Origin of the sequence: Acinetobacter sp. A47 (assembly GCF_000805455.1) — a bacterium.
Lineage (GTDB): Bacteria > Pseudomonadota > Gammaproteobacteria > Pseudomonadales > Moraxellaceae > Acinetobacter.
This window is the reverse complement of record NZ_JSUS01000064.1, coordinates 274,996-300,378: the sequence shown is the minus strand read 5'-3', so window position 1 is coordinate 300,378 and position 25,383 is coordinate 274,996. Positions and strand designations below refer to the sequence as shown.

Annotated in this window: 27 protein-coding genes and 1 pseudogene; 16 read left to right on the top strand and 12 right to left on the bottom strand. The window is 44.1% G+C overall.

Going from position 1 to position 25,383, the window contains the following annotated elements; genetic code table 11:
- Nucleotides 1-2: 2 nt before the first annotated feature.
- The 7 genes from rnc to OC23_RS13530 form a co-directional block, all read right to left on the bottom strand.
- Nucleotides 3-698: a ribonuclease III gene (gene rnc, locus OC23_RS13560; protein WP_038345414.1), complete on the bottom strand. Its 696-nt coding sequence runs from the start codon at nt 696-698 to the stop codon at nt 3-5.
- Nucleotides 667-1,044: a DUF4845 domain-containing protein gene (locus tag OC23_RS13555; RefSeq protein WP_038345413.1), complete on the bottom strand. Its 378-nt coding sequence runs from the start codon at nt 1,042-1,044 to the stop codon at nt 667-669. Before OC23_RS13555 ends, rnc begins: the two co-directional genes overlap by 32 nt.
- A 24-nt stretch (nt 1,045-1,068) precedes the next feature.
- Nucleotides 1,069-1,932 carry a signal peptidase I gene (gene lepB / locus OC23_RS13550; RefSeq protein WP_038345411.1) on the bottom strand — a complete coding sequence of 288 codons (864 nt, stop codon included), beginning with the start codon at nt 1,930-1,932 and terminating at the stop codon, nt 1,069-1,071.
- A 68-nt stretch (nt 1,933-2,000) separates the two neighbouring features.
- Nucleotides 2,001-3,818: a translation elongation factor 4 gene (lepA, locus tag OC23_RS13545; RefSeq protein ID WP_038345410.1), complete on the bottom strand. Its 1,818-nt coding sequence runs from the start codon at nt 3,816-3,818 to the stop codon at nt 2,001-2,003.
- A 164-nt stretch (nt 3,819-3,982) separates the two neighbouring features.
- Complete coding sequence (locus OC23_RS13540) at nt 3,983-4,513, bottom strand: GNAT family N-acetyltransferase (RefSeq protein WP_038345612.1); 531 nt, start codon at nt 4,511-4,513, stop codon at nt 3,983-3,985.
- Between the two features lie 36 nt (nt 4,514-4,549).
- Entirely contained in the window at nt 4,550-5,002 is a 453-nt protein-coding gene (locus tag OC23_RS13535; RefSeq protein WP_038345409.1) for an acyl-CoA thioesterase, read from the bottom strand.
- Nucleotides 5,003-5,123: 121 nt separating this feature from the next.
- Entirely contained in the window at nt 5,124-6,500 is a 1,377-nt protein-coding gene (locus OC23_RS13530; RefSeq protein ID WP_038345408.1) for a Do family serine endopeptidase, read from the bottom strand.
- Between the two features lie 371 nt (nt 6,501-6,871).
- Here OC23_RS13530 and nadB point away from each other — a divergent pair, with 371 nt between their 5' ends.
- Nucleotides 6,872-8,509, top strand: a complete 1,638-nt coding sequence (nadB, locus tag OC23_RS13525; protein WP_171194803.1) for an L-aspartate oxidase — start codon at nt 6,872-6,874, stop codon at nt 8,507-8,509.
- A gap of 253 nt (nt 8,510-8,762) precedes the next feature.
- Here nadB and tmk read toward each other — a convergent pair whose 3' ends face one another.
- The 3 genes from tmk to pabC are packed head-to-tail and all read right to left on the bottom strand — an operon-like array spanning nt 8,763 to nt 11,255.
- Nucleotides 8,763-9,362 (bottom strand): dTMP kinase, encoded by a 600-nt coding sequence (gene tmk / locus OC23_RS13520; protein WP_038345405.1) that lies wholly within the window; start codon nt 9,360-9,362, stop codon nt 8,763-8,765.
- On the bottom strand, nt 9,362-10,441 hold the full coding sequence (gene mltG, locus OC23_RS13515; RefSeq protein WP_038345404.1) for an endolytic transglycosylase MltG: 1,080 nt from the start codon (nt 10,439-10,441) through the stop codon (nt 9,362-9,364). The genes tmk and mltG overlap by 1 nt, the downstream gene beginning before the upstream one ends.
- 1 nt (nt 10,442) lies before the next feature.
- On the bottom strand, nt 10,443-11,255 hold the full coding sequence (gene pabC, locus OC23_RS13510; RefSeq protein ID WP_038345402.1) for an aminodeoxychorismate lyase: 813 nt from the start codon (nt 11,253-11,255) through the stop codon (nt 10,443-10,445).
- Nucleotides 11,256-11,527: 272 nt separating this feature from the next.
- Between pabC and OC23_RS13505 the strand changes: the two genes are divergently transcribed.
- The 6 genes from OC23_RS13505 (at nt 11,528) to OC23_RS13480 (ending at nt 17,158) form a co-directional block, all read left to right on the top strand.
- Nucleotides 11,528-12,535, top strand: coding sequence for a sulfate ABC transporter substrate-binding protein (locus tag OC23_RS13505; protein WP_038345401.1), 1,008 nt, complete (start codon nt 11,528-11,530; stop codon nt 12,533-12,535).
- 147 nt (nt 12,536-12,682) lie between these two features.
- Entirely contained in the window at nt 12,683-13,285 is a 603-nt protein-coding gene (locus tag OC23_RS13500) for an RBBP9/YdeN family alpha/beta hydrolase (RefSeq protein ID WP_038345400.1), read from the top strand.
- Between the two features lie 76 nt (nt 13,286-13,361).
- The gene (cysT, locus tag OC23_RS13495) at nt 13,362-14,195 is read left to right on the top strand and encodes a sulfate ABC transporter permease subunit CysT (RefSeq protein WP_038345399.1); all 834 of its coding nucleotides are present in this window, start codon (nt 13,362-13,364) and stop codon (nt 14,193-14,195) included.
- Nucleotides 14,192-15,076 (top strand): sulfate ABC transporter permease subunit CysW, encoded by an 885-nt coding sequence (gene cysW, locus OC23_RS13490; protein ID WP_038345398.1) that lies wholly within the window; start codon nt 14,192-14,194, stop codon nt 15,074-15,076. The genes cysT and cysW overlap by 4 nt, the downstream gene beginning before the upstream one ends.
- Nucleotides 15,077-15,087: 11 nt before the next feature.
- Complete coding sequence (locus OC23_RS13485; protein WP_038345397.1) at nt 15,088-16,158, top strand: sulfate/molybdate ABC transporter ATP-binding protein; 1,071 nt, start codon at nt 15,088-15,090, stop codon at nt 16,156-16,158.
- Between the two features lie 76 nt (nt 16,159-16,234).
- A complete protein-coding gene (locus OC23_RS13480; RefSeq protein WP_038345396.1) occupies nt 16,235-17,158 on the top strand; it encodes a CysB family HTH-type transcriptional regulator in 924 nt (307 codons plus the stop codon).
- Between the two features lie 108 nt (nt 17,159-17,266).
- Here the strand turns inward: OC23_RS13480 and carO are convergent, their stop codons facing one another.
- Nucleotides 17,267-18,016 (bottom strand): ornithine uptake porin CarO, encoded by a 750-nt coding sequence (gene carO, locus OC23_RS13475; RefSeq protein ID WP_038345395.1) that lies wholly within the window; start codon nt 18,014-18,016, stop codon nt 17,267-17,269.
- A 611-nt stretch (nt 18,017-18,627) separates the two neighbouring features.
- On the opposite strand from carO, the gene dapD reads away from it, so the two are divergent.
- The 8 genes and pseudogenes from dapD (at nt 18,628) to OC23_RS19515 (ending at nt 23,810) form a co-directional block, all read left to right on the top strand.
- A complete protein-coding gene (gene dapD / locus OC23_RS13470) occupies nt 18,628-19,449 on the top strand; it encodes a 2,3,4,5-tetrahydropyridine-2,6-dicarboxylate N-succinyltransferase (RefSeq protein WP_038345394.1) in 822 nt (273 codons plus the stop codon).
- Nucleotides 19,450-19,584: 135 nt separating this feature from the next.
- Entirely contained in the window at nt 19,585-20,295 is a 711-nt protein-coding gene (gene queE / locus OC23_RS13465; protein ID WP_038345392.1) for a 7-carboxy-7-deazaguanine synthase QueE, read from the top strand.
- Between the two features lie 80 nt (nt 20,296-20,375).
- Nucleotides 20,376-21,044 (top strand): 7-cyano-7-deazaguanine synthase QueC, encoded by a 669-nt coding sequence (queC, locus tag OC23_RS13460; protein WP_201773439.1) that lies wholly within the window; start codon nt 20,376-20,378, stop codon nt 21,042-21,044.
- A 32-nt stretch (nt 21,045-21,076) separates the two neighbouring features.
- Nucleotides 21,077-21,493 carry a hypothetical protein gene (locus OC23_RS13455; protein WP_016652030.1) on the top strand — a complete coding sequence of 139 codons (417 nt, stop codon included), beginning with the start codon at nt 21,077-21,079 and terminating at the stop codon, nt 21,491-21,493.
- 95 nt (nt 21,494-21,588) lie between these two features.
- Nucleotides 21,589-22,302, top strand: coding sequence for a diphthine--ammonia ligase (locus OC23_RS13450; protein ID WP_038345389.1), 714 nt, complete (start codon nt 21,589-21,591; stop codon nt 22,300-22,302).
- Entirely contained in the window at nt 22,295-22,756 is a 462-nt protein-coding gene (locus OC23_RS13445; RefSeq protein WP_038345388.1) for a peroxiredoxin, read from the top strand. The genes OC23_RS13450 and OC23_RS13445 overlap by 8 nt, the downstream gene beginning before the upstream one ends.
- Before the next feature lie 117 nt (nt 22,757-22,873).
- Nucleotides 22,874-23,440, top strand: a complete 567-nt coding sequence (locus tag OC23_RS13440; RefSeq protein WP_038345387.1) for a CAP domain-containing protein — start codon at nt 22,874-22,876, stop codon at nt 23,438-23,440.
- 6 nt (nt 23,441-23,446) lie between these two features.
- A pseudogene (locus tag OC23_RS19515) lies at nt 23,447-23,810 on the top strand (glyoxalase superfamily protein).
- Nucleotides 23,811-23,823: 13 nt separating this feature from the next.
- On the opposite strand, the gene OC23_RS13430 reads toward OC23_RS19515, so the two are convergent.
- Nucleotides 23,824-24,396 (bottom strand): nicotinate-nicotinamide nucleotide adenylyltransferase, encoded by a 573-nt coding sequence (locus OC23_RS13430; protein WP_161792297.1) that lies wholly within the window; start codon nt 24,394-24,396, stop codon nt 23,824-23,826.
- A gap of 106 nt (nt 24,397-24,502) precedes the next feature.
- On the opposite strand from OC23_RS13430, the gene OC23_RS13425 reads away from it, so the two are divergent.
- On the top strand, nt 24,503-25,303 hold the full coding sequence (locus tag OC23_RS13425; RefSeq protein WP_038345385.1) for an enoyl-CoA hydratase-related protein: 801 nt from the start codon (nt 24,503-24,505) through the stop codon (nt 25,301-25,303).
- Nucleotides 25,304-25,383: the final 80 nt, after the last annotated feature.

The window sequence follows — 25,383 nt, the reverse complement described above, 5'->3', positions numbered from 1 at the left end:
GGTTATTGCTCCAATAATTTTAAAATCTCTGCCGCTGCCGTTTGTTCGGCAAAACGACGACTTGAGCCCTCGCCTTGAATTTTTGGCAATCCATCAACCAGACATTCCACCTTGAAATGCTGATTTGGCGCATCGCCCTGAATATCTACAACCTCGTAAACTGGGAGAGGTTTTTTACGTGCTTGTAAATACTCTTGTAAACGTGATTTCGGGTCTTTCAGTTGATCTGTCGGTTCGATATGATCAAGATATGGTTCATACCATTTTAGCACAATGCGTTCCAACAGGTTGAGATCATTGCTGTCTAAATAAATCGCACCAATAATTGCCTCTACTGTATCTGCCAAAATCGATTCCCGGTGATGGCCACCCGATTTTAGCTCGCCAGTGCTTAAAATTAATGACCGACTCAGCTGTAAATCATTTGCGATTTTTCCCAATGCTTCCTGTCGCACCAGCGTTGCCCGCATACGCGTCAAGCGCCCCTCATTTTCAAGAGGATAAGCATGGTACAAATAATTCGCAACGATCATTCCCAATAATGAATCGCCTAGAAATTCTAGGCGTTCATAATTGTGTTTATGGCTCACAGAGCGATGGGTCAATGCCAGTTTCAACAAGTCAATCTGTTTAAACTGGTGACCAATTCGCCCTTGCAGCCGCGTATCATTGAGCTTGTTTTGCAGATTTTTGGTCAAAAGTCTTCTCAAAGGTCATAACTAGACTAATATTTAGCATGAAAGGCTTACGGATTTCATACTTCTTTACCACGACAAGATCATCTTTATAAGTCACTTGCGCAATATCCTTAAAATGCAGATCACGGATACCGTTCATATCAAAACGTTGATCCATCTGGGAAGCAAATTTACTCGGTGTAATATCTGCCGGACTGTCTTTTAACAGGCTTTCAATCTGATTATTAATCAGCTTGTCATCCCAGTATGCTGGCCAGATCGCAATTGCCGCCTTCACGGCAACTGCAAACAAAACCACCCCAAATAAAATTGCAATATACGAAGTCCCAAGTTGAGATTTACGCATCTTTATATTTCCTTTATGTTTTTATCAGTCAATCTTACCATTTCGGTTGAAACTTGGAAGATTAAAGCCTGGCTCTTTATGCATCCATATATAAAAAGCACGGCCTGTTAAGTTCGCTTCTGGTACAAAGCCCCAGAAACGACTGTCTGCACTCTGGTCACGGTTATCACCCATTGCAAAGTACTGTCCTTCCGGCACAGTCACTTCCCAATCTTGCCCATTGCTCTGAATAAAGACATCATTGGCTTTGGCCACAAATGGAACCAGGGCTTCTGCCCCTTTTAGCTGGGCAAACTGGAATTGCTCAACCAGCGGGTTACGCCCTTCCAGATAACGGATCAAATGCTGGTGTTCACCCAAGGTTTCTTTAAAATACAAAGCTGTTGGCGTATCTTGCTGGTCTTTTTCACGCGAGAACTGGGTCGCAACCTTTGCAATCTGCTGACCATTAATGGTTAACTCACCCGCTTTAAACTGGATATGGTCACCCGGCAACCCGACGACACGCTTGATATAGCTAATCGTAGGCTGTGGCGGATAACGGAATACGATCACTTCGCCACGCTTAGGCTCGCCGACATTGACCACTTTAGTGTTCACTACAGGAAGACGCAAACCATAATCAAATTTATTGACCAGAATAAAATCACCTGTCTCCAGGGTCGGTACCATCGAGTCAGAAGGAATATTAAACGGTTCATATAAGAAAGAACGCAGAATCAGTACGACCGCCAGAACTGGCCAAAAATCATATGCCCATGTGATCAGAAAATTTTCCTGATTCCGTCCTTTGGTTGCACGTTGTTTGAACACCAACTTATCAAGCAACCACACCAAAAAGAAAATTAGTGTTGCCGGTACCAGAATCAAATTAAAATCAAAATCCACAAACCCTCTCTTGCAGTCTCACTGCCCGTCTTCTGGCCGGATAAAATACTTTATCCGGCCTCATTTCTTTATCTATCGACTTTTAATACAGCCAGGAACGCTTCTTGTGGAATTTCAACACTTCCCACCTGCTTCATACGTTTCTTACCTTCTTTCTGCTTCGCAAGAAGTTTCTTCTTACGTGAAACGTCACCACCATAACATTTGGCCAGTACGTTTTTACGCATGGCTTTTACGGTAGAACGGGCAATGATCTGTGCACCGATTGCTGCCTGAATCGCCACATCATACATTTGACGCGGAATAAGGTCTTTCATTTTCTCGACCAGTGCAATACCACGATGGCGCGCATCCTGACGGTGGCAAATCATAGCCAAGGCATCGACCTTCTCGCTATTAATTAATACATCTACCTTAACCAGAGCTGAACTTTCAAAACGGACAAAGTTATAGTCGAGTGATGCAAAGCCACGCGAACATGATTTTAATTTGTCAAAGAAGTCCATGACCACTTCTGCCATTGGAATTTCAAAAGTGACAGAAACCTGATTCCCCAGGAATTTCATGTCTTTTTGCACACCACGGCGCTCGATACATAAAGTCATGACATTACCAAGATACTCTTGCGGCACAAGAATATGGCACTCGGCAATCGGTTCACGCAGGTCTTCAACCGTAGAGCCATCCGGCATTTTTGATGGGCTGTCGATATAAATGATATCGCCTTTCTTGGTCAGGGCTTCATAAATAACGGTCGGTGCTGAACTGATCAGATCCAGGTCATACTCACGTTCCAAACGCTCTTGTACAATCTCCATGTGTAGCATTCCCAAGAAGCCACAACGGAAACCAAAGCCTAATGCATCTGAACTTTCCGGTTCAAAGAATAAAGCTGAATCGTTAATTTGTAATTTTTGTAGCGCCTCACGGAACGGTTCAAAATCGCTTGAATCGATCGGGAAAAGTCCGGCATAAACCTGCGGTTTGACCTTTTTAAAACCTGGTAAGGTCTGTACTTCAGGCGTCGATGCAAGCGTAATGGTATCACCGACTGGCGCACCAAAAATATCTTTAATACCTGCAATCACAAAGCCGACTTCACCTGCTTCGAGGATATCCGTTTCGGTATGTTTCGGGTTAAACACCCCAACCGAAGTTACCGGATGGGTCTGGCCTGTTGACTTGACCAGCATCTTGTCGCCCTTGCGGATACGACCTTGCTTGATACGGACAAGAGAAACAACTCCTAAATAGTTATCAAACCACGAGTCAATAATCAGGGCCTGCAGGGATGCATCACGGTCACCTTCAGGTGCCGGAATAACATCTACAAGACGCTCCAGAACACCTTCAACACCTAAACCTGTTTTTGCAGAACAGGTGGGTGCATCTGTTGCTTCGATCCCGATAATTTCTTCAATTTCATGGATCACGCGCTCAGGTTCTGCCTGAGGCAAGTCAATCTTGTTCAAGATAGGAAGAACTTCCAGCCCCTGCTCGATTGCGGTATAGCAGTTTGCTACCGACTGAGCTTCAACCCCTTGTGCAGCATCAACAACCAGTAATGCTCCCTCACAAGCTGCCAAAGAGCGTGATACTTCATAGGAGAAGTCAACGTGTCCCGGTGTATCAATGAAGTTTAGTTGATATTCCTGACCATTCGGATGGGTGTAATACAACGTCACCGAAGCGGCTTTGATTGTAATCCCACGCTCACGCTCAAGCTCCATAGAGTCTAATACTTGAGCTTGCATCTCACGATCTTGTAAACCACCACACATCTGAATGAAACGGTCAGCCAGAGTTGACTTACCATGGTCAATATGTGCAATGATCGAGAAATTGCGTATATTTTTGATATCTACGGATTTTTTAGCTTGCGCCATGGGTTACCTTAAGAAAATAGAACGCCCTATACTTATAAAAAGTAATGAGCCAAAGCGGTTTAATAAAATTGTTGGCGATTATAACAGAAGGTCGTTATGAAGACGAAAGAAATTTACAGCGAGACATCTCTTTCAGTATGGTTTTGTTTCTCTATCCGCCGATCTTAAAATAACGTCAATCTAAACTGCAAAAGAGTCCCCTCTCTTTCAGTCACCGACTGGATTTGTTGAAATTTTAATTTGTGTAAAAGACCTTTTGACTTATTGTTTTGTTCCATGACCTGAGCATCTATATGCCGGATTTTCCGGTCAAACAGCAGCTCATTTCCAATCAGGTTCAACATTGCCGTCAGTGCCTCAAGCATATAACCGTATCCCCAATAGTCCGGATGCAAGTCATACCCGATCATTACACAATAATCGCCAGCTTCTTCAAGAATACGGTTAACTCCACAGCTACCTATCATTTCACCCGTTTTTAAGCGTATCGCATAACGAAAACCAGAAGCTGAATGATAGCGCTGCTGCATGCGCTGAATAAGTGCAACAGCCTGCTCAATATCCGTAAAGGCAACCAGATCATAAAACTCGAGCACCTGTGCATTTGAAAACAGTTCAAGCACAAATGCCGCATCTTCCCGCTCGAAACTGTTTAAAATCAGACGTTTTGTTTGTAATATCTTTAAAGGCTGCATTGTGCTCTCACCACGTTGCCCGATCATGCTTTAGGGCTAGGTAAAATAAGTCACACTAAAATCCATGGGATTTAAATCACCAGCAATCGGTTGATAAGCTTGGGTAAAACTTGGAGACATCCGTTTTGGCCGTCCGGTTTCGATTTCAATACAGGCCCATTTGGTATTTGCAACAAACAGTACACTCTGGTCTTTGGGACGATAAAATACATATTGGCGGAAAGAATACAGTGCATTAATATCATCCAGCCATGTCCGCAAAATAATTTCCTCACCTTGCAAGGCTGCTTTACGATATTGCACATGGTGCTCGACGGCGACCATGGCATGCTTGAGCTCCAGATATTGGGCCAGCCCCAAGCCCAGCTTTTCAACATGAGCCGCAGCAACATCCTGCATCCACTGGACATACATGACATTATTGGCATGCCCCAGCACATCAATATGCTCGGGCTGAACTTGTATTTTTAAATCAAAAATCGTACTCATAATCTTGCTTATTTCATTTCTTCAATCAAAGTTCAGCTATATACACTAGTCTAAACCCATCCATATTACAAAATAAAAACCACCCTGTTTCAGGGTGGTTTGTAGATATCATTTACCCGTATTAAGGCAAACGTAGCCCAAGAATGGCACGTTGACCCTGACGAATGATTGCAACGCGTGCAACACTGTTTTTAGGTAAGCCAGCTACAGTTTTAGCAAACATCTGGCTGTTAGTGATCGGAGTACCATTAACCTGCACAATCACATCACCAGCCACCAGATTCGACAATGAAGCCAGACCGCCACGCTTGACATCCTGGATTAAAATACCACCACGAACATCCAGACGCGCCTGTTCGGTTGGCGTCAGGTCACGGATACTCATTCCCAAGCCACTGGTCGGGTTGTTTTTATCTTTGGTCGCTGCAGTATCGTCAGGTGCAGTACCCAGCGTAGCCGCGATGGTACGTATCTTATCATCACGTAAAATTTCCAGATTTACGGTCTGGTTCGGTGCAATACGGTTGAGTGTATAAAGCAAATCACTGGTACGTAAAATAGAAGCACCATTAGCCTTCATAATCACATCGCCTGACTTCAGCCCTGCTTTTTCAGCAGGCGATTTTGGCGCTACCTGGGTAATTAATGAGCCTTCCGGTTTTGGTAATTTATAAGCTTCAGCCAGATTGCGGTCGATGTCTTGTAGCATGATCCCCAAATACGAACGTGTGACTTTACCGTTTGTTTTTAGCTGCTGTACCACATCCATCGCGACATCAATTGGAATCGAGAATGACAGGCCCATATAACCGCCGGTACCACTAAAGATCCGCGAGTTGACACCTACCACTTCACCACGCTGGTTGAATAGCGGCCCACCCGAGTTACCCGGATTGAGTGCAGCATCGGTCTGGATAAACGGCACCGAAGTCTCACCGCTCATATTACGCGATTTTGCACTGACGATCCCTGCTGAGGCCGAGTAGTCAAAACCAAATGGCGAGCCGATAGCCAGCACCGGTTCCCCTACCCGTAACTGATTTACATTACCAATTTTCAATTCAGGGAAATTGCTGCCATTTACTTTTAATAAGGCAATATCAGTACGCTCATCACTGCCGACCAAAGTTGCGTCCAGCTCACGGCGGTCATTCAGGGTAATACTGATCCGTGAAGCATCTTCAATCACATGGCGGTTGGTCAATAGATAGCCATCCTTACCAATAAAGAACGCGCTACCATATGCAGTCTTTTCCTGAGGCCCCTGCTGCTGCGGAATAATGACCTGATTGCCAAAGAAACGACGCAAAATTTCAGGAACCTGTTGCTGCAATAACTCTTCCTGGGTCATTTTCTTTACAACGTTGACACTCACGACAGCAGGACTGACCTGCTCGACGAGGTTTGAAAAATCCACTGGCGAAGCAGCGTTGACTTGTGCAGCTGCCATCGTAAATACCGCAGCATACATTCCTTGTTGTAAATAGCGACTTTTCATGAAGCAAGAACCTACATACTGATGATTAAAATAAAGTTATGGTTTATGTTTTTAGCATAAGCCTATCATTCTTTTCGTAAAAAAATGTTTATATCTTCAATGCATACAACGAAATAGAATGATCAAATGTGTATAAATCATGGAGATTTTCCATACCATCACATTACCGGTACGGTTTTAGCGTGCACAGCTTAAGCATAGATTAAAACCATGTACCCAAACGTAATCGCTTTTTGATGACATCAGACAAATCAAAAAATAATCGGTGAATAAATATCGTTCGCTAAAAATTCGCTCAATTCCAGGCAGATTGGCCCTTGCCTTTTTGACAAAAAAGCGGTGTCATTAGCAAACGTTTAAAACTGAAGCAGATCGACATGCCTGATTTAAAAACAATTCACCATTTTGATGTGATTATTGTGGGCAGTGGTGGTGCAGGTTTAAGCCTTGCACTCTCTTTACCAAGTCATTACAACATTGCAATATTGGCCAAGGCCGCACTGACGGAAGCCAGTACCTTTTATGCCCAAGGCGGTGTTGCTGCAGTCTTAGACGAAACTGACTCCATTCAACAACATATTAATGACACCATGATTGCAGGCGGTCATCTGTGTGAACTGGAAGCAGTCAAGCATACGGTTGAAGGCGGTAAACCGTCGGTCGATTTCCTGCTCAAGCAAGGCGTGCAATTTACTTTAGATGATGATGAGCAATTACACCTGACCCGTGAAGGCGGTCATTCTCAGCGCCGTATCATTCACTCTGCCGATGCAACCGGTAAGGCCATTTCAACCACCTTGGTTGAACGCGCCAAAGAACGCGAAAATATTACGATTTTTGAAAACTATATTGCCATTGACCTGATTACCCTGCATAAGCTTGGACATCACAATCAGGCCAATCGTGCGATCGGCCTCTATGCTTTAGATGAAGCTGCCGAACAGGTGCATACTTTCCTGGCTCCCTTTACAGCACTTGCCTGTGGCGGTGCCATGAAAGCCTATCTGTATACCTCAAACCCGGATATTGCCACAGGTGATGGCATTGCCATGGCCTATCGTGCCGGTTGCCGTGTGGCCAATATGGAGTTTAACCAGTTCCATCCGACCTGTTTATACCATCCCAAAGCCCGTTCTTTCTTAATTACCGAAGCGATGCGTGGTGAAGGTGCTTATTTGCGCCTGCCAGATGGCGAGCGTTTCATGCTGCGTTTTGATGAACGTGCTGAACTTGCTCCCCGTGACATTGTGGCTCGTACTATTGACCATGAAATCAAGCGTCTCGGAATTCGTCATGTCTGGCTAGACATTACCCATAAATCGCCAGAGTTTATTACCGAGCACTTCCCGACCCTTTATGCCCGTTTGCTTGAACTTGGCATTGATATCACCAAAGATATGATTCCTGTGGTGCCAGCAGCACACTATACCTGTGGCGGTGTTGTGGTCGATGAACATAGCCAGACTGACTTAGATGGCTTATATGCCATTGGTGAGACGTCTTATACAGGTCTGCATGGCGCCAACCGTATGGCCAGTAACTCACTCCTTGAATGCTTTGTTTATGGCATGAGCGCCGCAGAACATATCCAGCAGCAGTTTGATGCCGAGTTTAAATTCCCTGATGTTCCAACCTGGGATGAAACGCAAGTCACCGATGCCGATGAAGATGTGGTGATTCTGCAAAACTGGGACGAGCTACGTTCGACTATGTGGAACTATGTGGGGATTGTGCGTACCACCAAACGTTTACAACGTGCCTTACACCGTATTGAAATGCTCAAGCATGAAATCACGGAGTATTATCAGGATTATCGTGTCAGCAAGAACCTGATTGAATTGCGTAACCTGGTTCTGGTTTCAGAGATGATTGTACGCTGTGCGATGGAGCGTAAGGAATCACGTGGTTTGCATTACACACTGGATTATCCTGAACTCTCCAATGAGATTCGCAAGACCGTGTTAACACCACCAAACTTTAAAGTAGAACAGCCGTTGGTGAATGAATAACACTCAACTTATTCATCTATAATTTTTTAATTGGCACGGCCTCATATAAACATAATCATTAGATCTCGTTTGTATAGGCAATACATTACTTTGAAGGATCAAAGTAATCAAAATCCCTTGTTGGACATAGGGTACATCCTTGTTACCCCTGTCCAACTGGCGGCATCCATGTCGCCAATCTCGATAGCAAATAACAACTTGAATTCAAATAGTAAAAATCAGGCTATTTTCAGATTAGCTATTATTTAATCGCCTATTTCAAATATTGCAGCGCTTCTTCAAACACCACATCTGCATTTTGTGTTGCATCCAAACGCTTGATCCGTTCCGGCTCTGCTTGCCACAAGGACTCATAACCCGCACGTACTTTGGCAAAGAAACTTAATTTCTCCTGCTCAAAACGATCCAGTGCACCACGCTCTCGGGCACGGGTCATACCCAGCTCAATCGGTGCATCCAGCCAAAAGGTAATATTCGGCATTTTTGCCACAAAGGTTTGATTTAACAGTTGCAGCTTTTCCTGACTCAAACCACGTCCAGAACATTGATAAGCAAAGCTGGCATCGGTAAAACGATCGCTCAGCACAATCTTGCCTGCTTCTAATGCAGGTAAAATCACTTGCTGTAAATGCTGTGCACGTGCCGCATAAATCAATAACAGCTCGGTATCATGACTCATTTGTTCTTCATGATTCACAGCCAACAAAAGTGAACGTATTTGCTCGGCCAGTGGTGTGCCGCCCGGTTCACGGGTTAACACCACTTCTTTACCTTGCTGTTCAAAGTACTGATGAATTTTACGAATCAGCGTGGTCTTCCCCACACCTTCCGTCCCTTCAAAACTGATAAACATTATTGAGCCTGCTTTTTCTTTGAACGTAGTACAGTTAAATATTCTTGCACTGCACGGTTATGGTCTTCTAAAGACGCGGTAAATTTATGTCCGCCATTGCCTGTGGCAACAAAATAGATATTTTTGGCATCGTCTGGATGCATCGCTGCTTCAATCGCTTTCTTGCTTGGCAAGGCAATTGGCGTCGGTGGTAAGCCATTGATGGTATAAGTGTTATAGGCAGTCGGTGTACGCAAGTCATTACGGGTAATGTTGCCTTTATAGTTGTCACCCATACCATAAATCACGGTTGGATCGGTTTGCAGACGCATGCCCATTTTCAGACGACGGACAAATACACCTGAAACCTGTCGTAACTCGCTATCCAGACTGGTTTCTTTTTCAATGATCGAAGCCATGATCAAGGCTTCATATTTGTCTTTATATGGCAGGTTCGGAGCTTTCTTGGCCCACGCTTCATCCAGAGACTTCATCTGGCGGCGATATAAATCGGTCAGGATTTTTTTATCGGTTTCACCTTTGGCAAAGAAATAGGTATCTGGCGCAAACAGGCCTTCCGGATGTGTATATGGAATATCTAACTGTTTTAATAGCTCAGTCTGCGGAAGATCAAGCAAGGTATTGGTAACATTTGCGTCTTTTTTTAGATTCTGGACAAGCTGGGAGAAAGTTGTACCCTCAATCACCAGAATACGGTTCATTTGTGCGTTATCTGCATCAGACAACATGTCCATGACCTGACGGATACTCATGCCTTGTGTAATTTCATAGACTCCTGCCTTCATGGTGTCATGAATCATAAACTTCTGGTAGAGCTTTAAAACTATCGGAAAGTTCACTTTATTTTCTTTGGCTAAACGGTCAATAAAGCGTGAATAGGTATCGCCAGCAGAAATCACCAGCAGATGCTTCTTTCCTTCAACCGGATAGTCCTTAAACAGGCTTGACCATACAACGCCAAAAATCCCCGCCATCGCAAGAATGAGGAGAATGAAAAAGGCTTTAAAAAAAGAAAAGGTCGATTTAGGTTGCGCTTTAGGCTTTTTCTTGGATTTGCTGGAGGTTGGCGGCTTTGGCATATTAATCAATCTGGCTAAGTTTTAAAGTTTCAAATAAATCAAGACAGGGTTGCTGCTCTAAGGTACGAGCATTCAAACGAACAACCGCTTTCATTGGATGTAAGGCATTGCAAAAAAATAAACTCTGGATGCGTCCAATCTCGTTGATATCGATACACCGCTGCTCACAGTCAACCTGGTATTGCTGCATTCTCGACAAGATTTTGGCTCTCATCACACCGTGGACGCCATTATAGCGAAGTTCAGGCGTAATCCATCGATCATTTATACGAATAAAACAATTACTGCTTACCCCTTCAACAATATAGCCTTGTACATCACTGACCAAGGCTTCCAGCCAGCCATGCTGATCTGCCTCTTGCCGCAACAAGACCTGTTCCAGTCTATTCAGTGTTTTCAGGCCAACCAGATGTGGCATGTTCAGCCCCAGCGCATGATTCAATACCCCACTTTCAATCCATTCGGGTTGCACAGCCTGCGGCACTTTCGGGTAATACCAGACATAAATGTCGGCTGCATGTAGAGGAAGACTATAGCCCCGCTCACCTTCACCACGGCTGATCACAACCTTCAAGGTCCCGTTGAGCATGGCATATTGCTGCTGTAAATGCAGCAGAGACTTCTCAATCATGGAGAAATCGGCATCGAGACTTAGGCAATTACAGGCCAGTTCTAAACGTGCAAAGTGTAGTTCTTTTAACTCAAAATTTCCGTTAAAAATACGTGCCGTGGTAAAGCAACCATCGCCATAGTGAAAGGCCCGGTCTAATAAAGGAATGGAGTCTACATGTTGTCCATTTTTATAACACTGCATGATCTGGCACCTGCTCACCATTTTTGAGGTCATCGGGGTATAAGACAATAAGCCTTTGATTTTAAATAATTATAACAATTCAGCCACTGAATTAAAAATCTCTTATATATCAATAATTCAGCAAAGCTTATCTGTTTTATCTATTTCTATTTTTTTCATAACAAATTCGATTTTAATTATTTTTTTTGCAAAAAAACTGGCGCTATGCTGCGTACATATTCCAAACAGTGATTAAAGATCTGCTGATAACAGGTCAATTTAAGGGGTTTTTTATGCGTTTCTCTCAAGTTAAAGTCGGTGTCATTGCCGCATTACTTTCAGTTTCATCTTTTGCAGCACAAGAGTTTTTAAATGTGTCGTACGATCCGACCCGTGAACTCTATACAGATTTCAACAAGCAGTTTGGTGCATTCTGGAAACAGCGTACCGGTCAGGACATTGACTTTAAACAATCGCATGGTGGTTCTGGCAAACAGGCCCGCGCCGTGATTGATGGATTAAATGCAGATGTTGTGACCCTGGCGCTGGCAGCAGATATTGATGAAATCGCTAAAAATGCAAAATTACTTCCTGCTGACTGGCAAAAGAAACTTCCGAACAACTCTACACCATACACCTCAACCATTGTCTTCCTGGTTCGTAAAGGCAACCCGAAACAAATCAAGGATTGGGGCGACCTGGTAAAACCGGGTGTAGAAATCATTACACCAAACCCGAAAACCTCTGGGGGTGCCCGCTGGAACTATCTAGGTGCCTGGGCTTGGGCGAAACATCAAAAAGGTGGCAATGACGCCAAAGCGCAAGAATTTGTCCGTCAAATTTACAAGCAAACCAAAGTACTCGATTCAGGCGCACGTGGAGCAACCACAACCTTTGCTGAACGCGGGATCGGAGATGTCTTGCTGGCTTGGGAAAATGAAGCCTACCTGGCCGTACGTGAACAGCCGGGCAAATTTGAAATTATTACACCTTCTCTTTCTATCCTTGCAGAACCGCCAGTTGCAGTAGTAGAAAAAAATGCCGAGAAAAAAGGCAATGCACAAATTGCCCGTGGTTACCTGAACTACCTCTATTCACCTGCCGGACAAGAAATTGCCGCACGTAACTTCTATCGCCCGCGTAATGCAGCGGTATTAAAGAAATATAGCAACGTGTTTAAACCGCTCAAGCTGGTGACCATTGATCAGGAATTTGGTGGCTGGAGCAAAGTGCAAAAAACCCACTTTGATAATGGCGGGATTTTTGACCAGATCGTCAAACAGAACAGCACAGGCAAATAAAAATCTCCCTTGCGCTGCTATAAACACAGCTCACCTCTTTAAAAGAGGGGAATTACACAGATTTTAGTTTAGTTACTAAATTCGTGTTACTCCTCCCTTTCTTAAAGGGAGGTTGGGAGGGCTTCTAAGGGGATAAGGAGAATAGACATGATTCATACGGTAATTGTTCCAGGTGTAGGGGGTAGCGAAGCGCAGCATTGGCAGTCTTGGTTACAACAGCAACTCGTGTCTAGCTCTCGCGTTCAACAGAAACATTGGGATCGTCCTGTACTCAGTGAATGGGTTGCCCAGTTTGTTAAAACGATTAATGCAGCCCCGGCGCCGGTACAAATCGTGGCACACAGCTTTGGCTGCCTGACCAGTGTTGCAGCACTTGCCGAACATCCAGAACTCAAGGCCAAAGTGAAAAATCTGGTTCTGGTTGCCCCAGCCAATCCAGCGCGTTTTGGTGAAGCCGGCTTTGCACGTCATAGCCTGACCGACTATCAGCAGTATTTTCAGCAACTTCGTATTGATGTACCAGCCACATTACTAATCAGTGAAAATGATCCGTGGTTAGGCTATGTCGATGCCTTGCAACTGGCTCAGGCATGGCAATTGAATCCAGTCAATTTAGGGCCTGTTGGCCATATTAATGTCGCCTCCGGCTTCGGACCTTTTCCGGCAATCCTGAATTATCTGTTACCTGAAAAAAAGAGACAGCCCGTTGCCCGAATGAGTCAGGCAAACTTTAACTTGAAGTTTGCCTGATTTTCACCTCCGTTTTTTTAGTATCCGCATTATTTATTTGCTTGTTTTAGCAAACCTTTCTCTTTGAGGAAATATCATGTCGCAGCGTTCCCGAGTGCTGCCTGGGTTTGGTCTCTCATTGGGCTTTACCCTCGCTTACGTGTCTTTGATTGTGCTTATTCCTTTATCTGCTGTATTTATCAAATCTTTAGGGATTGGATGGGATGGCTTATGGGAAATCCTGACTTCAGAACGTATTTTAAAATCCTTGCAACTGAGCTTTAGTGCTGCGCTGGTTGCTGCATTAGTAAATGTAATTTTTGGCTTGTTACTGGCCTGGTGTCTGGTACGTTATAGCTTTCCGGGTAAACGCATTGTCGACGCCCTGGTTGACTTGCCCTTTGCATTACCCACCGCAGTGGCGGGTATAGCCCTAACCTCTTTATATGCACCAACAGGCTGGATTGGACAATATCTCTCGCCATTGGGTATTGAAGTTGCTTATACCCCGATCGGGATTACATTGGCCCTGATCTTTATTGGTTTACCTTTTGTGGTACGTACCGTACAGCCTGTACTCAGTGATATTGAAACCGAGCTGGAAGAAGCGGCTTCGGCATTAGGCGCCAATCGCTGGCAAACCATTACCAAAATCATTCTGCCAATCTTGTTCCCGGCCTTACTCACCGGGTTTGCCTTAGCATTTGCCCGTGGTGTCGGCGAATATGGTTCAGTCATTTTCATTGCAGGCAACCAGCCCTATAAAACCGAGATTGCTCCGCTGATGATTATTTCCCGTCTGGAGGAATATGACTATGCCGGAGCAACCACAATTGCTGTAGTGATGCTGGTTCTGTCATTTGCCATCCTGTTTCTAATCAATCTGGTTCAGGCCTGGGCCAGCCGCCGTACAGGGAGAGTTGCACAATGAGCTTAAATACCAATAGCAATGCTTTAGCCGTCAAGCTTCAAGCCCGTGACGCAACCCGCGAACCGACCTGGGTGCGTTATACCCTGATTGGTATAGCCCTGATCTTCTTTTTAAGCTGCTTACTGTTACCCCTAATTCTGGTTTTTGTTGAAGCATTCAAGCAAGGGATTGAGGTATACGTCAATGCCTTAACAGACTCAGATACCTTATCGGCCGTAAAACTGACCTTGCTGACCGCAGCGATTGCCGTACCCATTAATGTAGTGTTTGGTGTAGCAGCGGCGTGGGCGGTTGCAAAATTCCAGTTCCGGGGTAAAGCCATACTGACCACGATTATAGATATACCGTTCTCGGTCTCTCCTGTGATCGCCGGTTTGATGCTGGTACTGATTTTTGGTGCTCAAGGCTGGTTTGGTGGCTGGTTAATGGATAACGATATCAAGATTTTATATGCCGTACCTGCGATTGTGCTTGCCACCATTTTTATTACCGTTCCATTTGTAGCGCGAGAATTGATTCCGTTAATGGAAGCACAAGGCACAGAGGAAGAAGAAGCGGCGATTGTGCTAGGCGCATCAGGCTGGCAGACCTTCTGGAAAGTGACCTTGCCCAATATTAAATGGGGGCTGATTTACGGAGTAATCTTGTGTAATGCCCGGGCAATGGGTGAGTTTGGCGCCGTCTCGGTAGTGTCAGGACATATCCGCGGCCAGACCAACACCTTACCGTTACATGTAGAGATTCTTTACAACGAATATACCTTTAGCGCTGCATTTGCTGTGTCTTCATTACTGGCATTTCTGGCGATTCTTACCCTGATTTTAAAAACATGGCTGGAAGTTCGTCAGGATCAAGCCAACGAGCATCAACCTTCTCACTAAGGAATGAACACATGAGTATTCAAGTTAAAAATATTGAAAAACACTTTGGTGCATTCCATGCGCTTAAAAATATTTCTCTAGATTTTCCTGAAGGTGAACTGGTCGCCCTGCTTGGTCCTTCAGGCTGCGGTAAAACCACCTTATTACGAATAATTGCGGGCCTGGAGTCTGCTGATGGCGGACAGGTTTTACTTGAAGGTGAAGATGCAACCGATATCCACGTACGTGAGCGCCAGGTCGGTTTTGTCTTCCAGCATTATGCCCTGTTCCGCCACATGACGGTATTTGACAATATCGCCTTTGGCCTGCGTGTACGTCCCCGTGCCACACGTCCTTCAGAAGCAGAAATCAAGAAACGTGTAATACGCCTGCTCGATCTGGTTCAGCTCGGCTTTCTGGCAGACCGTTACCCTGCGCAACTCTCTGGTGGACAACGTCAACGTATTGCTCTGGCCCGTGCTCTGGCTGTAGAACCCCGTGTTTTATTGCTGGATGAGCCATTCGGTGCATTAGATGCCAAAGTCCGTAAAGAATTGCGCCGCTGGTTACGAACCTTGCATGACGAACTGCATATTACTTCAATCTTTGTCACCCATGATCAGGAAGAAGCCCTGGAAGTTGCAGATCAGATTATTGTCATGAATAAAGGCGATGTTGAACAGATCGGCTCACCACGTGAAGTGTATGAAAAACCGGCAACACCATTTGTTTTTGATTTCCTGGGTCAGGCAAACCGTTTTGAAGGCGAGCATACTGACGGTATTATCCGTATCGGTGATGATCGTATTCAGTTACCAACCAGCCTAACAGCACCGCAAGGTAAAGTCATTGCATTTGCACGCCCGAATGAATTACATATTCACACCCGGCCGCAAGCCAATACGATTGAAGCAACATTCTTGCGTGAGGTCTGGATTGCCGGCCGTGTTATTGCTGAACTACAAGACCGGAGTGGGCGAACCATTGAAATTTTATTAAGTGTAGAAGAGGCGAATTTACATCAGTTTAGACCTAACCAGACTGTTTGGATCAGTGCGGCCCAACTTCACTTATTTGCAGACCAGACAACACAAGTTGCTTAAAATAATACCCTGAGAGCGGTTAAACTCAGCTTATGAAACTTAACCGTTTCTCACCTCTTATGTGGAAAAAAAGATTATGAACTTTCAACAACTCAGAATTATTCGGGAAACTGTTCGCCAAAACTTTAATTTAACGGAAGCATCTGCGGCACTTTACACCTCTCAATCTGGTGTCAGTAAACACATTAAAGATCTGGAAGATGAATTAGGCGTCCAGCTATTTGTACGTAAAGGTAAACGCCTGTTAGGCCTGACCGAGCCGGGTCAATCCTTGCTTAGCATTGTAGAGCGTATGCTGGTCGATGCCGATAACATTAAACGTCTGGCGGATGATTTTAATAAGGTTGATGAAGGTACCCTGACGATTGCAACAACACATACCCAGGCTCGCTATGTGCTGCCCCCAATTGTCAACCAGTTTAAAAAGCTCTTCCCGAAAGTTCATCTGGTTTTACAACAAGCCAGTCCTGTTGAAATTGCTGAAATGCTGCTTCAGGGAGAAGCTGATATCGGGATTGCAACCGAATCATTGACCACAGAAGAAAACCTGGCAAGTGTGCCTTATTATGAATGGCATCACAGCATCATTACCCCCAAAGATCACCCTTTAAGCAAGCTGGATAAAATTAGTTTAGATGTGTTGGCTGAGTATCCACTTATCACCTATCACGGCGGTTTCACTGGACGCTCTAAAATTGACAAGGCATTTGAAGATGCGCAATTACATGCAGACATCGTGATGTCAGCACTTGATGCCGATGTCATCAAAACCTATGTAGAACTGAATATGGGGGTCGGGATCGTCAACGATGTCGCGTATGATGCCGAACGTGACTATCGCCTGCAACAAATCAAAACTGATGTGTTTGGTACCAATACGACCTGGATTGCAGTACGCAAAGGCCACTTACTACGCGGCTATGGCTATGAATTTATCTCTTTATGCTCACCAGAAACCGATATCAAGGCATTGAAAAAAGTGGCGTATCCGGAAGAGTAACTTAATCAACATATAGATAGAAGGCTCATCATGAGCCTTTTATTTTGTCTAGTTCACAGGCATAAAAAAACGGGCATGATGCCCGTTTCTTTATGCTGGATGCATGGATTAGAACTTGAAGCTCACACCCACTTTTGCAACTGGCATCCATTCATATTTGTTTTTGTTGGCAATTTTGTCTGCATCACGATCAGCAGCTGCTTGACCTGATTCAGTACCACCCACTTTTACCAAACCTTCAGATTTTAAGTCAACTGTCGGATTACCAGTATAGTAGGCACCAACTTCACCGAATAAACCGATGTTTTTATAAACAGGGCTATTTAAACCAAAACCTAGGTATGGAGCAATTTGGTTGTCATAGTTCAAATGACCTTTAACCGAACCTTTACCGCCTGGTGCGTAGTAGTTTGAACCATCGATTTTGATTGTATCGTTTGTATTAGATACGGTTTTTTTCAAATCGTAGCTATTATCGATATAACCAACACCTGCCGCTACATAAAGTGAACGTACAAATGCATTCTGGTTAGTACCCCACGGATAAATTTCTGCATTTAAGTATGCATTTTTGTTATCCATGTCCATATCGTATTTTGTGCCATCAATTTTTAAGCTGTCTGACCAAGAAATATCGCCGCCGTTATAACCCAGGCTTAAGCTAACGTATGGGTTGACTTTATATGAAATTGCACCACCGTAGCCTGTAGTACCGACTTCAGCACGAACTGAAACTGGATCTAAGTAAGAAGGGAAAGCGTAAACTGATTCTCTTACTACTTGTTCATCTGCTGCAAATGCAGTACCTGCAATCGCTGTTAATGCACCTGCTGCTAACATAACACGCAAAGCTTTCATTGAAGTCTCCTCAAAAAATGCTCTTATTAAAGTATAATTGTTACTGTGGGATAAGCATAAAAGAAAGAACGCTATTTTTTTATACAGAAAGTGATTACTTTTTGTTATTTTTTGATACAAATTCAGAGGAATTATGTATTTCCAAATTATAGATAAAAAACAATAGGCTCCATTTCTATTGCAAATTTATTGCTTAAATTTAAAACAATTTATTGTAACTACTTTTTTCAAAGCTTTTATGGATCTCTCACCACTTTATTTATGATCGCAACATGAGCTTGATACGACGCAAGATTTTTCAGGCAATCAAAGGCATGGCTTGTGAAATTTAGCCCCGCTAGATCAGTAAAACATCAGGGTATAGCGACAAAAACGCCTTGCCCTTGAGCTTCACCTTACGCTGTAATCAAAGCAGTGCTTTGCTCTTGCACAGGTTATGGCTAAAACTTGCTGACAGTTTGTTATGAAACTTGCCAAGCAAACAGGCACGGCCAAGTTTGATGTCTTGCCTGATAAAAATTTAGCCTGTAACGCAACCTGTTTATAAAATGGCAACAGACCCTGAAAAATTAGTGTAAAATCTTCAAAATTTTTTTGGAAGAAGGAAGATCATGTCTCAGCTTTCTGCAATCATTGAGCAAGCATTTGAAGACCGTGCCAACTATAGCGCAGCGGACTGCCCGGCTGAAATCCGTCAGGCGGTAGAAGAAGCACTAACCGGTTTGGATAACGGCACATTGCGTGTTGCCGAAAAAATCGATGGTGAATGGGTTGTTCACCAATGGTTAAAAAAAGCTGTTTTGCTTTCATTCAAACTCAATGATAACAAGCCTATCGAATCGTGTGATCTTCGTTTCTATGACAAGGTAGATACCAAGTATTCTGGCTGGACTGAAGAACAGTTCAAGGCTGCGGGTGTGCGTGTTGTTCCTCCAGCGGTTGCCCGTCGTGGTAGCTTCCAGGCGAAAAATGTGGTGTTGATGCCTTCTTATGTCAATATTGGTGCTTATGTGGATGAAGGCACCATGGTAGATACATGGGCAACTGTCGGTTCATGTGCACAAATCGGTAAAAACGTTCACTTGTCAGGTGGTGTGGGTATCGGTGGTGTGTTAGAGCCTTTACAGGCCAACCCGACTATTATTGAAGACAACTGCTTTATCGGTGCACGTTCTGAAATCGTTGAAGGCGTGATTGTTGAAGAAGGTTCAGTGATTTCAATGGGTGTTTTCATTGGCCAGTCAACCAAAATCTTTGATCGTGAAACTGGTGAAGTTCACTACGGCCGCGTACCAGCAGGTTCTGTAGTGGTTGCAGGTAGTCTTCCATCAAAATGCGGTACTTACAGCTTATATGCTGCCATTATCGTGAAAAAAGTGGATGCAAAAACACGTGCAAAAACCAGCTTGAACGATTTATTACGCGCTGACTAATTTGTAATAGATACGGAACCTGATGGTTCCCCGGAGCTGCTCTTGCTCCTCGTCTCTACGATCAGTCATGGTCGTAGGGATTTTGTTTTTTATGTAGCATGCTGCTTGTGTGGCACCTGTTTGTGGTAACTGTTTATGGCTTCCTTACGTTCTTCTGCAATTCCTGTCTCTGATCCTGCGGCTGGTTTACGCATCACCGAGATCTTTTACTCTTTGCAAGGCGAAGCGAATACCTTTGGTCTACCAACGGTGTTTATCCGTTTAACAGGTTGCCCTTTGCGTTGCAGTTATTGTGATACCACCTATTCTTTTGAAGGCGGTGAGCGTTTATCACTGGAACAGATTATCGAGACCGCAAGCCAGCATAAGACACCTTATATTTGTGTTACCGGCGGTGAACCGCTTGCACAACCGAACTGTCTGATCCTGTTACAGCGTCTTTGTGATCTTGGTTTTCAGGTCTCTCTTGAAACCAGTGGTGCTTTGGATGTTTCCAAGGTTGATCCCCGTGTTTCCAAGGTGCTCGATCTAAAGACCCCGACCTCAAAAGAAGACCACCGTAATTTGCTTGGCAATCTTGAACACTTAACCCCGCATGACCAGATTAAATTTGTGATCTGCAATCGTGCCGACTATGAATGGTCAAAACAACAGCTAGAGCAATTCCAGCTCCAAGATAAGGTAAGTACGGTTTGGTTCTCACCAGCTTTTGCTGTTGAAAAAGGTGCCGTTGCCCTTCCCGCACTTGCGCTTGATCTGGCGCAGTGGATTTTAGATGACCATCTCCCTGTTCGCTTCCAGCTACAGTTACACAAACTGCTATGGAATGATGAATCCGGTCGTTAAGAGCTTGTGAAAACCTGCGTGCTGATTTAACAGGCCCGGTTTTCCCCCAATTTATTTTAGGTTGAATAATGGAAAATAATATGCGTTCTCGTGCCATCGTATTATTGTCTGGCGGCTTAGACTCCACAACTTGTCTCGCCTGGGCGCAGGCAAACTATGAATGTATTGCCTTAAGCTTTATGTATGGTCAACGTTCGACCACTGAACTTGATGCCGCCAAAACTCTGGCACAACGCGCTGGTGTTGAACACCGCATCATCAATATTGATCTAGGCAATCTCGGCGGTTCTGCACTTACAGATCATAACATTGAAGTCCCAGAACAATTACAAGAAGGGATTCCTGTAACTTATGTTCCAGCACGTAACACAATTTTCTTGTCTTATGCCCTTGCAGCAGCAGAAGTTTTTGACGCAGAAGCCATCGTAATTGGTGTCAATGCCGTTGATTATTCAGGATATCCTGATTGCAGACCAGAATTTATTGACGCATTTGCCAATCTTGCTCGACTGGCAACCAAAGCCGGTGTTGAAGGAAAACCCCTTAAAATTGAAACACCTTTGTTACATTTATCCAAAGCGAATATTATACGCTTAGGTATCGAACATGGCGTAGACTATAGTCAAACGGTATCCTGCTATCAGGCAGATGCTCAAGGACGTGCATGTGGCAAATGCGACAGTTGTCGTTTACGTCAACAAGGTTTTATCGATGCAGGTATTGCAGATCCAACGCGTTACGCTGAATAATCGATATTAGGGTAAAAAATTAGGTACATTATATGAAGTTTTCTAAATCAAATCTTATTCTTTCTACAATGATGTCAGCTGCTGCACTCTTCGCAACAGCAACTCACGCGGCTGATAATCCATTACAAACTGCGTATAAAAGTACCAATGTAAAAGCAGCATTGGTCAATGTATGTAAAGACCAGACTGCTAAAGGCGGTAAATTGACTGCTGCTGAAGTCAGCAAGTTCTGTGGTTGCCAGATTGATGCTCAAGGTAAAGTGACTGAAGCACAAAAATGGGAAATCCAGAGCGCAATCAATGCCAAGAAAAGCCCAAGCTCTTTAGCTTTTGTACAGCAACAAAATAAAGACCTGCAGGCTTGCCTAGGCGCTCCACTGGTCAGCAAGCTTGAAAAACTGACTGAAGAAGCAATGAAAGCTGCTCAACAGCAAGCACCGAAAAAATAAGCCTATATTGCTTAAAATCAAGCCCGCATTTATGCGGGCTTTTTTATTTGGGTTTGCTAAAATCCTTTTCTATTTAGAACCGGTTGAATAACACCATGCAGGATCAATGGAAAAGTAATGCCGAGCTACGGCGGTCGGTTGTCTCGTTCAGTGGCGGTAAAGACAGTTCTCTCGCCCTCTACCATGCCATGCAAACAGGAACCGTGATCGGGCTAATTGTGATGCTGGAAGAACAGGGGCAACGTTCCCGCTCTCATGCCATGCCACTGGAGATTATCCGTGCCCAAGCTGAGGCAGTCGGTTTGCCGGTATTTATGAGCGCGTCCAGCTGGGCTGACTATGAAACCAGGTTCATTGCACTGCTTGAGCAAGCCAAACAGCAAGGTGCAGAAGTGCTGGTAACCGGTGACCTGGATATGCCAGAGCATGGTTGCTGGCATGACCGGGTAACCCGGCAGGTTGGCCTTAAACTGGGCATGCCACTCTGGTTACGCCCTCACCGTGAAGTGGTTGAAGAATTTATTCAGCTGGGGTTTAAAAGTGTGATCGTGACCGTCAACCTCAAGCTAGGCATGCAAGTTGAAGATCTGGGTAAAATTTTGACTCTGGACTATATTCAGCAATTGGAAAATCGTGGCATTGATCCATGCGGTGAAGGTGGCGAATTTCACACCACCGTGATTGACGGGCCAATTTTTAACAAAGCTATTCCTGTACGTCACGGCGATATTGTTTATCATGAGGAATATGCTTTTTTACCGCTTGAGCTTGAGCACAACTCATTTTATCAAAGGATAAACAATGTCTGAGAATATTCAATTACCGAATCATGTATTCCCAACCACACAAGGTGAAATCAATCTGGCCGAAACCGGCAGTGAATGGCTGGTACTATATTTCTATCCTAAAGATTCAACCCCAGGTTGTACCACTCAGGCGGTAGGCTTTTCATGCCTGAAAGATCAGTTTGATGCGTTAAACTGCCAGATTATCGGAGTATCTCGCGATTCGGTTAAGGCACATCAGAACTTTACCGAAAAGCAATCGCTTAAGATTGATTTAATCAGCGATAAAGAAGAAGTGCTGTGCAAACATTTCGATGTGATTAAAGAAAAAAATATGTATGGCAAACAGGTTATGGGCATTGAGCGCTCTACGTTTATTTTCCATAACAAGCAGTTAGTAAAAAGCTACCGTAAAGTCAAAGCGGCCGGACATGCCGAACAGGTGCTTGAAGACTTAAAAGCATTACAAACGGCTTAAAACGATTCAATCACAAAAAAGCGGGTTTCTAACTCGCTTTTTTATTCAGAAAAATTGCTGTCCACTTGCTGCTTGACGTATGATAAACAAATTAAAAATAATTAAAAGATACTGAAAATGAAACTTCTAAAACCACTTTCTAGCCTTAGCTACCTCATGGTCTTATCCGCTTGTAGTACAAGCACACCTGCAACATCTCAACAACAGTCCTTGACTGTTACACAAATTAATCGGCCAAGCGTCTCAATACGCTGTCAGGATATACAGAACCCTGCCTATCGACAGGCTATTCTGAATGCCATCAATGAAATTCGACAGCATCCACAGCAATGTGGCGGTCAGCATTTCCCTGCCGTAGCTCCCTTAAAATGGAACAACGGGTTATCTCAGAGTGCGTTTGCGCATGCGCAGGATATGGCCCAACACGCTATGCTCGGGCACACCAGCAGCACAGGTCACGATTTTAGAAGCCGCTTAAAGACACAATTTAAAGGCCACGGCGGTGGAGAAAATGTGGCACGTGGACAAAATAGCCTGAATGAAGTGATGGCAACATGGCTGGCCAGTCCGGTGCATTGTCGCAATTTGATGCATCCAAAATTTACAGATTATGCGATCGCCTGTACAGTTAACCCATCTGCAAAACAAAAAAGTTATTGGACTCAACAATTTGGTGTTCAATAAAAAGGGATAAGCCTACAATCCGGCTCCATTATCCTCATTCTGCATCTTGTTGTTGCACTCGCCTATTCATTTTATCTGGCGTATTTGGGCTTTCAACTCGACTGGCAACATAGATTTGGGGATAACTTCCCAGTTTATCTACAGATCTCCAGAGAGGAGCGTATCATTCATTTAACTGAGCATTTCGGTGATGCTAGCCCGCACAGTGCCATTCGCATTTATTGGGAGAATCTCCGTTTGCTTCATGCGGAACTGGATGCAAAAGACAATATTTGCCAAACCTCAAGTGCAGAAAACCGATTGGGAAACCTTGGAACTGAGCAGGAGCAATGCATTTTCAAAACGAATGATCGTTTGGCAAGATGCCTAGTCTCCCCAAGCGATCAAGTTTCATCAATATTGGATCGGTCATTATCCTTAAATTTTTGCTGTAGTTTTGGATAAACTGCCGATTGCTGGAAATCTCTTAAAAACTGTATGGTGCCTTGGGGGAAAAACTCGGTTTGAATCTCCCCACGATAATAGGCTTCACGCATGGGCGTTGCAGAAATCGAGTTTTTCAGGCTCTCCAGTTCTACCATCTGCCACTCAGGAAATAAACGTAAATAATAGGAAGATTCATCCTTAAAATGACCAATCAGGCCAACTTTTGCATCCGGTTGTATCACCTCATTGACCAGATCTTTGACCTGCTTGACCCATTTTTCGTCGTTGTACACATCAACTACATGAACAAAATGAATCCGTTGTTGCTCATGCTCCGGAAAATTGGCCAGAATCATCTGTTCACGTTCAACCGCCAGAAACGGATTTTTGATGTTACGTTCCGGTTGAGCCGAACCTAAAGCCAGAATCACGTTTTGACTTTGTTGTAACGCAATTTCAATGGTTTGCATATGTGCCAGATGAAATGGCTGGAAGCGTCCAATAAAAACAAGATAGTCAAATGTGTACATAGGCTTAATTTCACTTTTTGTGAACTCATCAGTTGTGCCATTCTGGTAAATATGCGACATAATGAGTGCACTTAACATCAATCTGGATTAAAGCAAGGATAGTACGATGACACTTAGCTGTATTCAACAACCTCATCAACATTTGCAAGCAAATTTAGAAGATGGCGTACTCACCTTAGCCATTAACCGTTCAGAAGCAAAAAATGCACTGTATGGCGAACTATATCTATGGATCGCAAAAGCCCTGGATGAAGCCGATGCCGATAAAAACGTTCGTGTGGTGATCTTCCGTGGTGCAGAACAAGACTTTACTGCGGGTAATGACATGAAAGACTTTATGGGCTTTATTCAAAAGCCGCATGAAGGAAAAGCGGGCGACCAGCCTCCATTTGTGTTATTAAAAGCTGCAGCCCGTTTTTCAAAACCGCTGATCATTGCAGTCAAAGGGGTTGCAATTGGTATTGGCGTTACGATTTTATTACATGCCGATCTGGTGTTTGCAGACAATACGGCCCTGTTCCAGATTCCATTTGTCAGCCTTGGGCTGTCTCCGGAAGGTGCAGCTAGCCGTTTGCTGGTCAAACAGGCCGGCTATCTGAAAGCCGCCGAGTTATTATTCACGGCGAAAAAATTTGATGCAGCAACGGCGGTAAAAGCCAATCTGGTCAATGATGTGGTTGAAGATGTCTATGCCACTGCACAGCAAACAGCACAACATTTAGCTGCGCTGCCATTGGCTTCAATCAAACAAACTAAAGCACTGATGAAACAGGACCTGGCTGAAATCATTCAGTGTGTTGATGATGAAGCTGAAATCTTTATGCAACGTGTACGCTCTCCTGAAATGATGGAAGCGGTACAAGCCTTTATGCAAAAGCGTAAGCCTGATTTTTCCCAGTTCAATTAATCATGCTGTAAATCATTCAAAAACCACTTAACTCCAAAAGTTAAGTGGTTTTTTATTTTTTCCAATCTGGATATTTACGG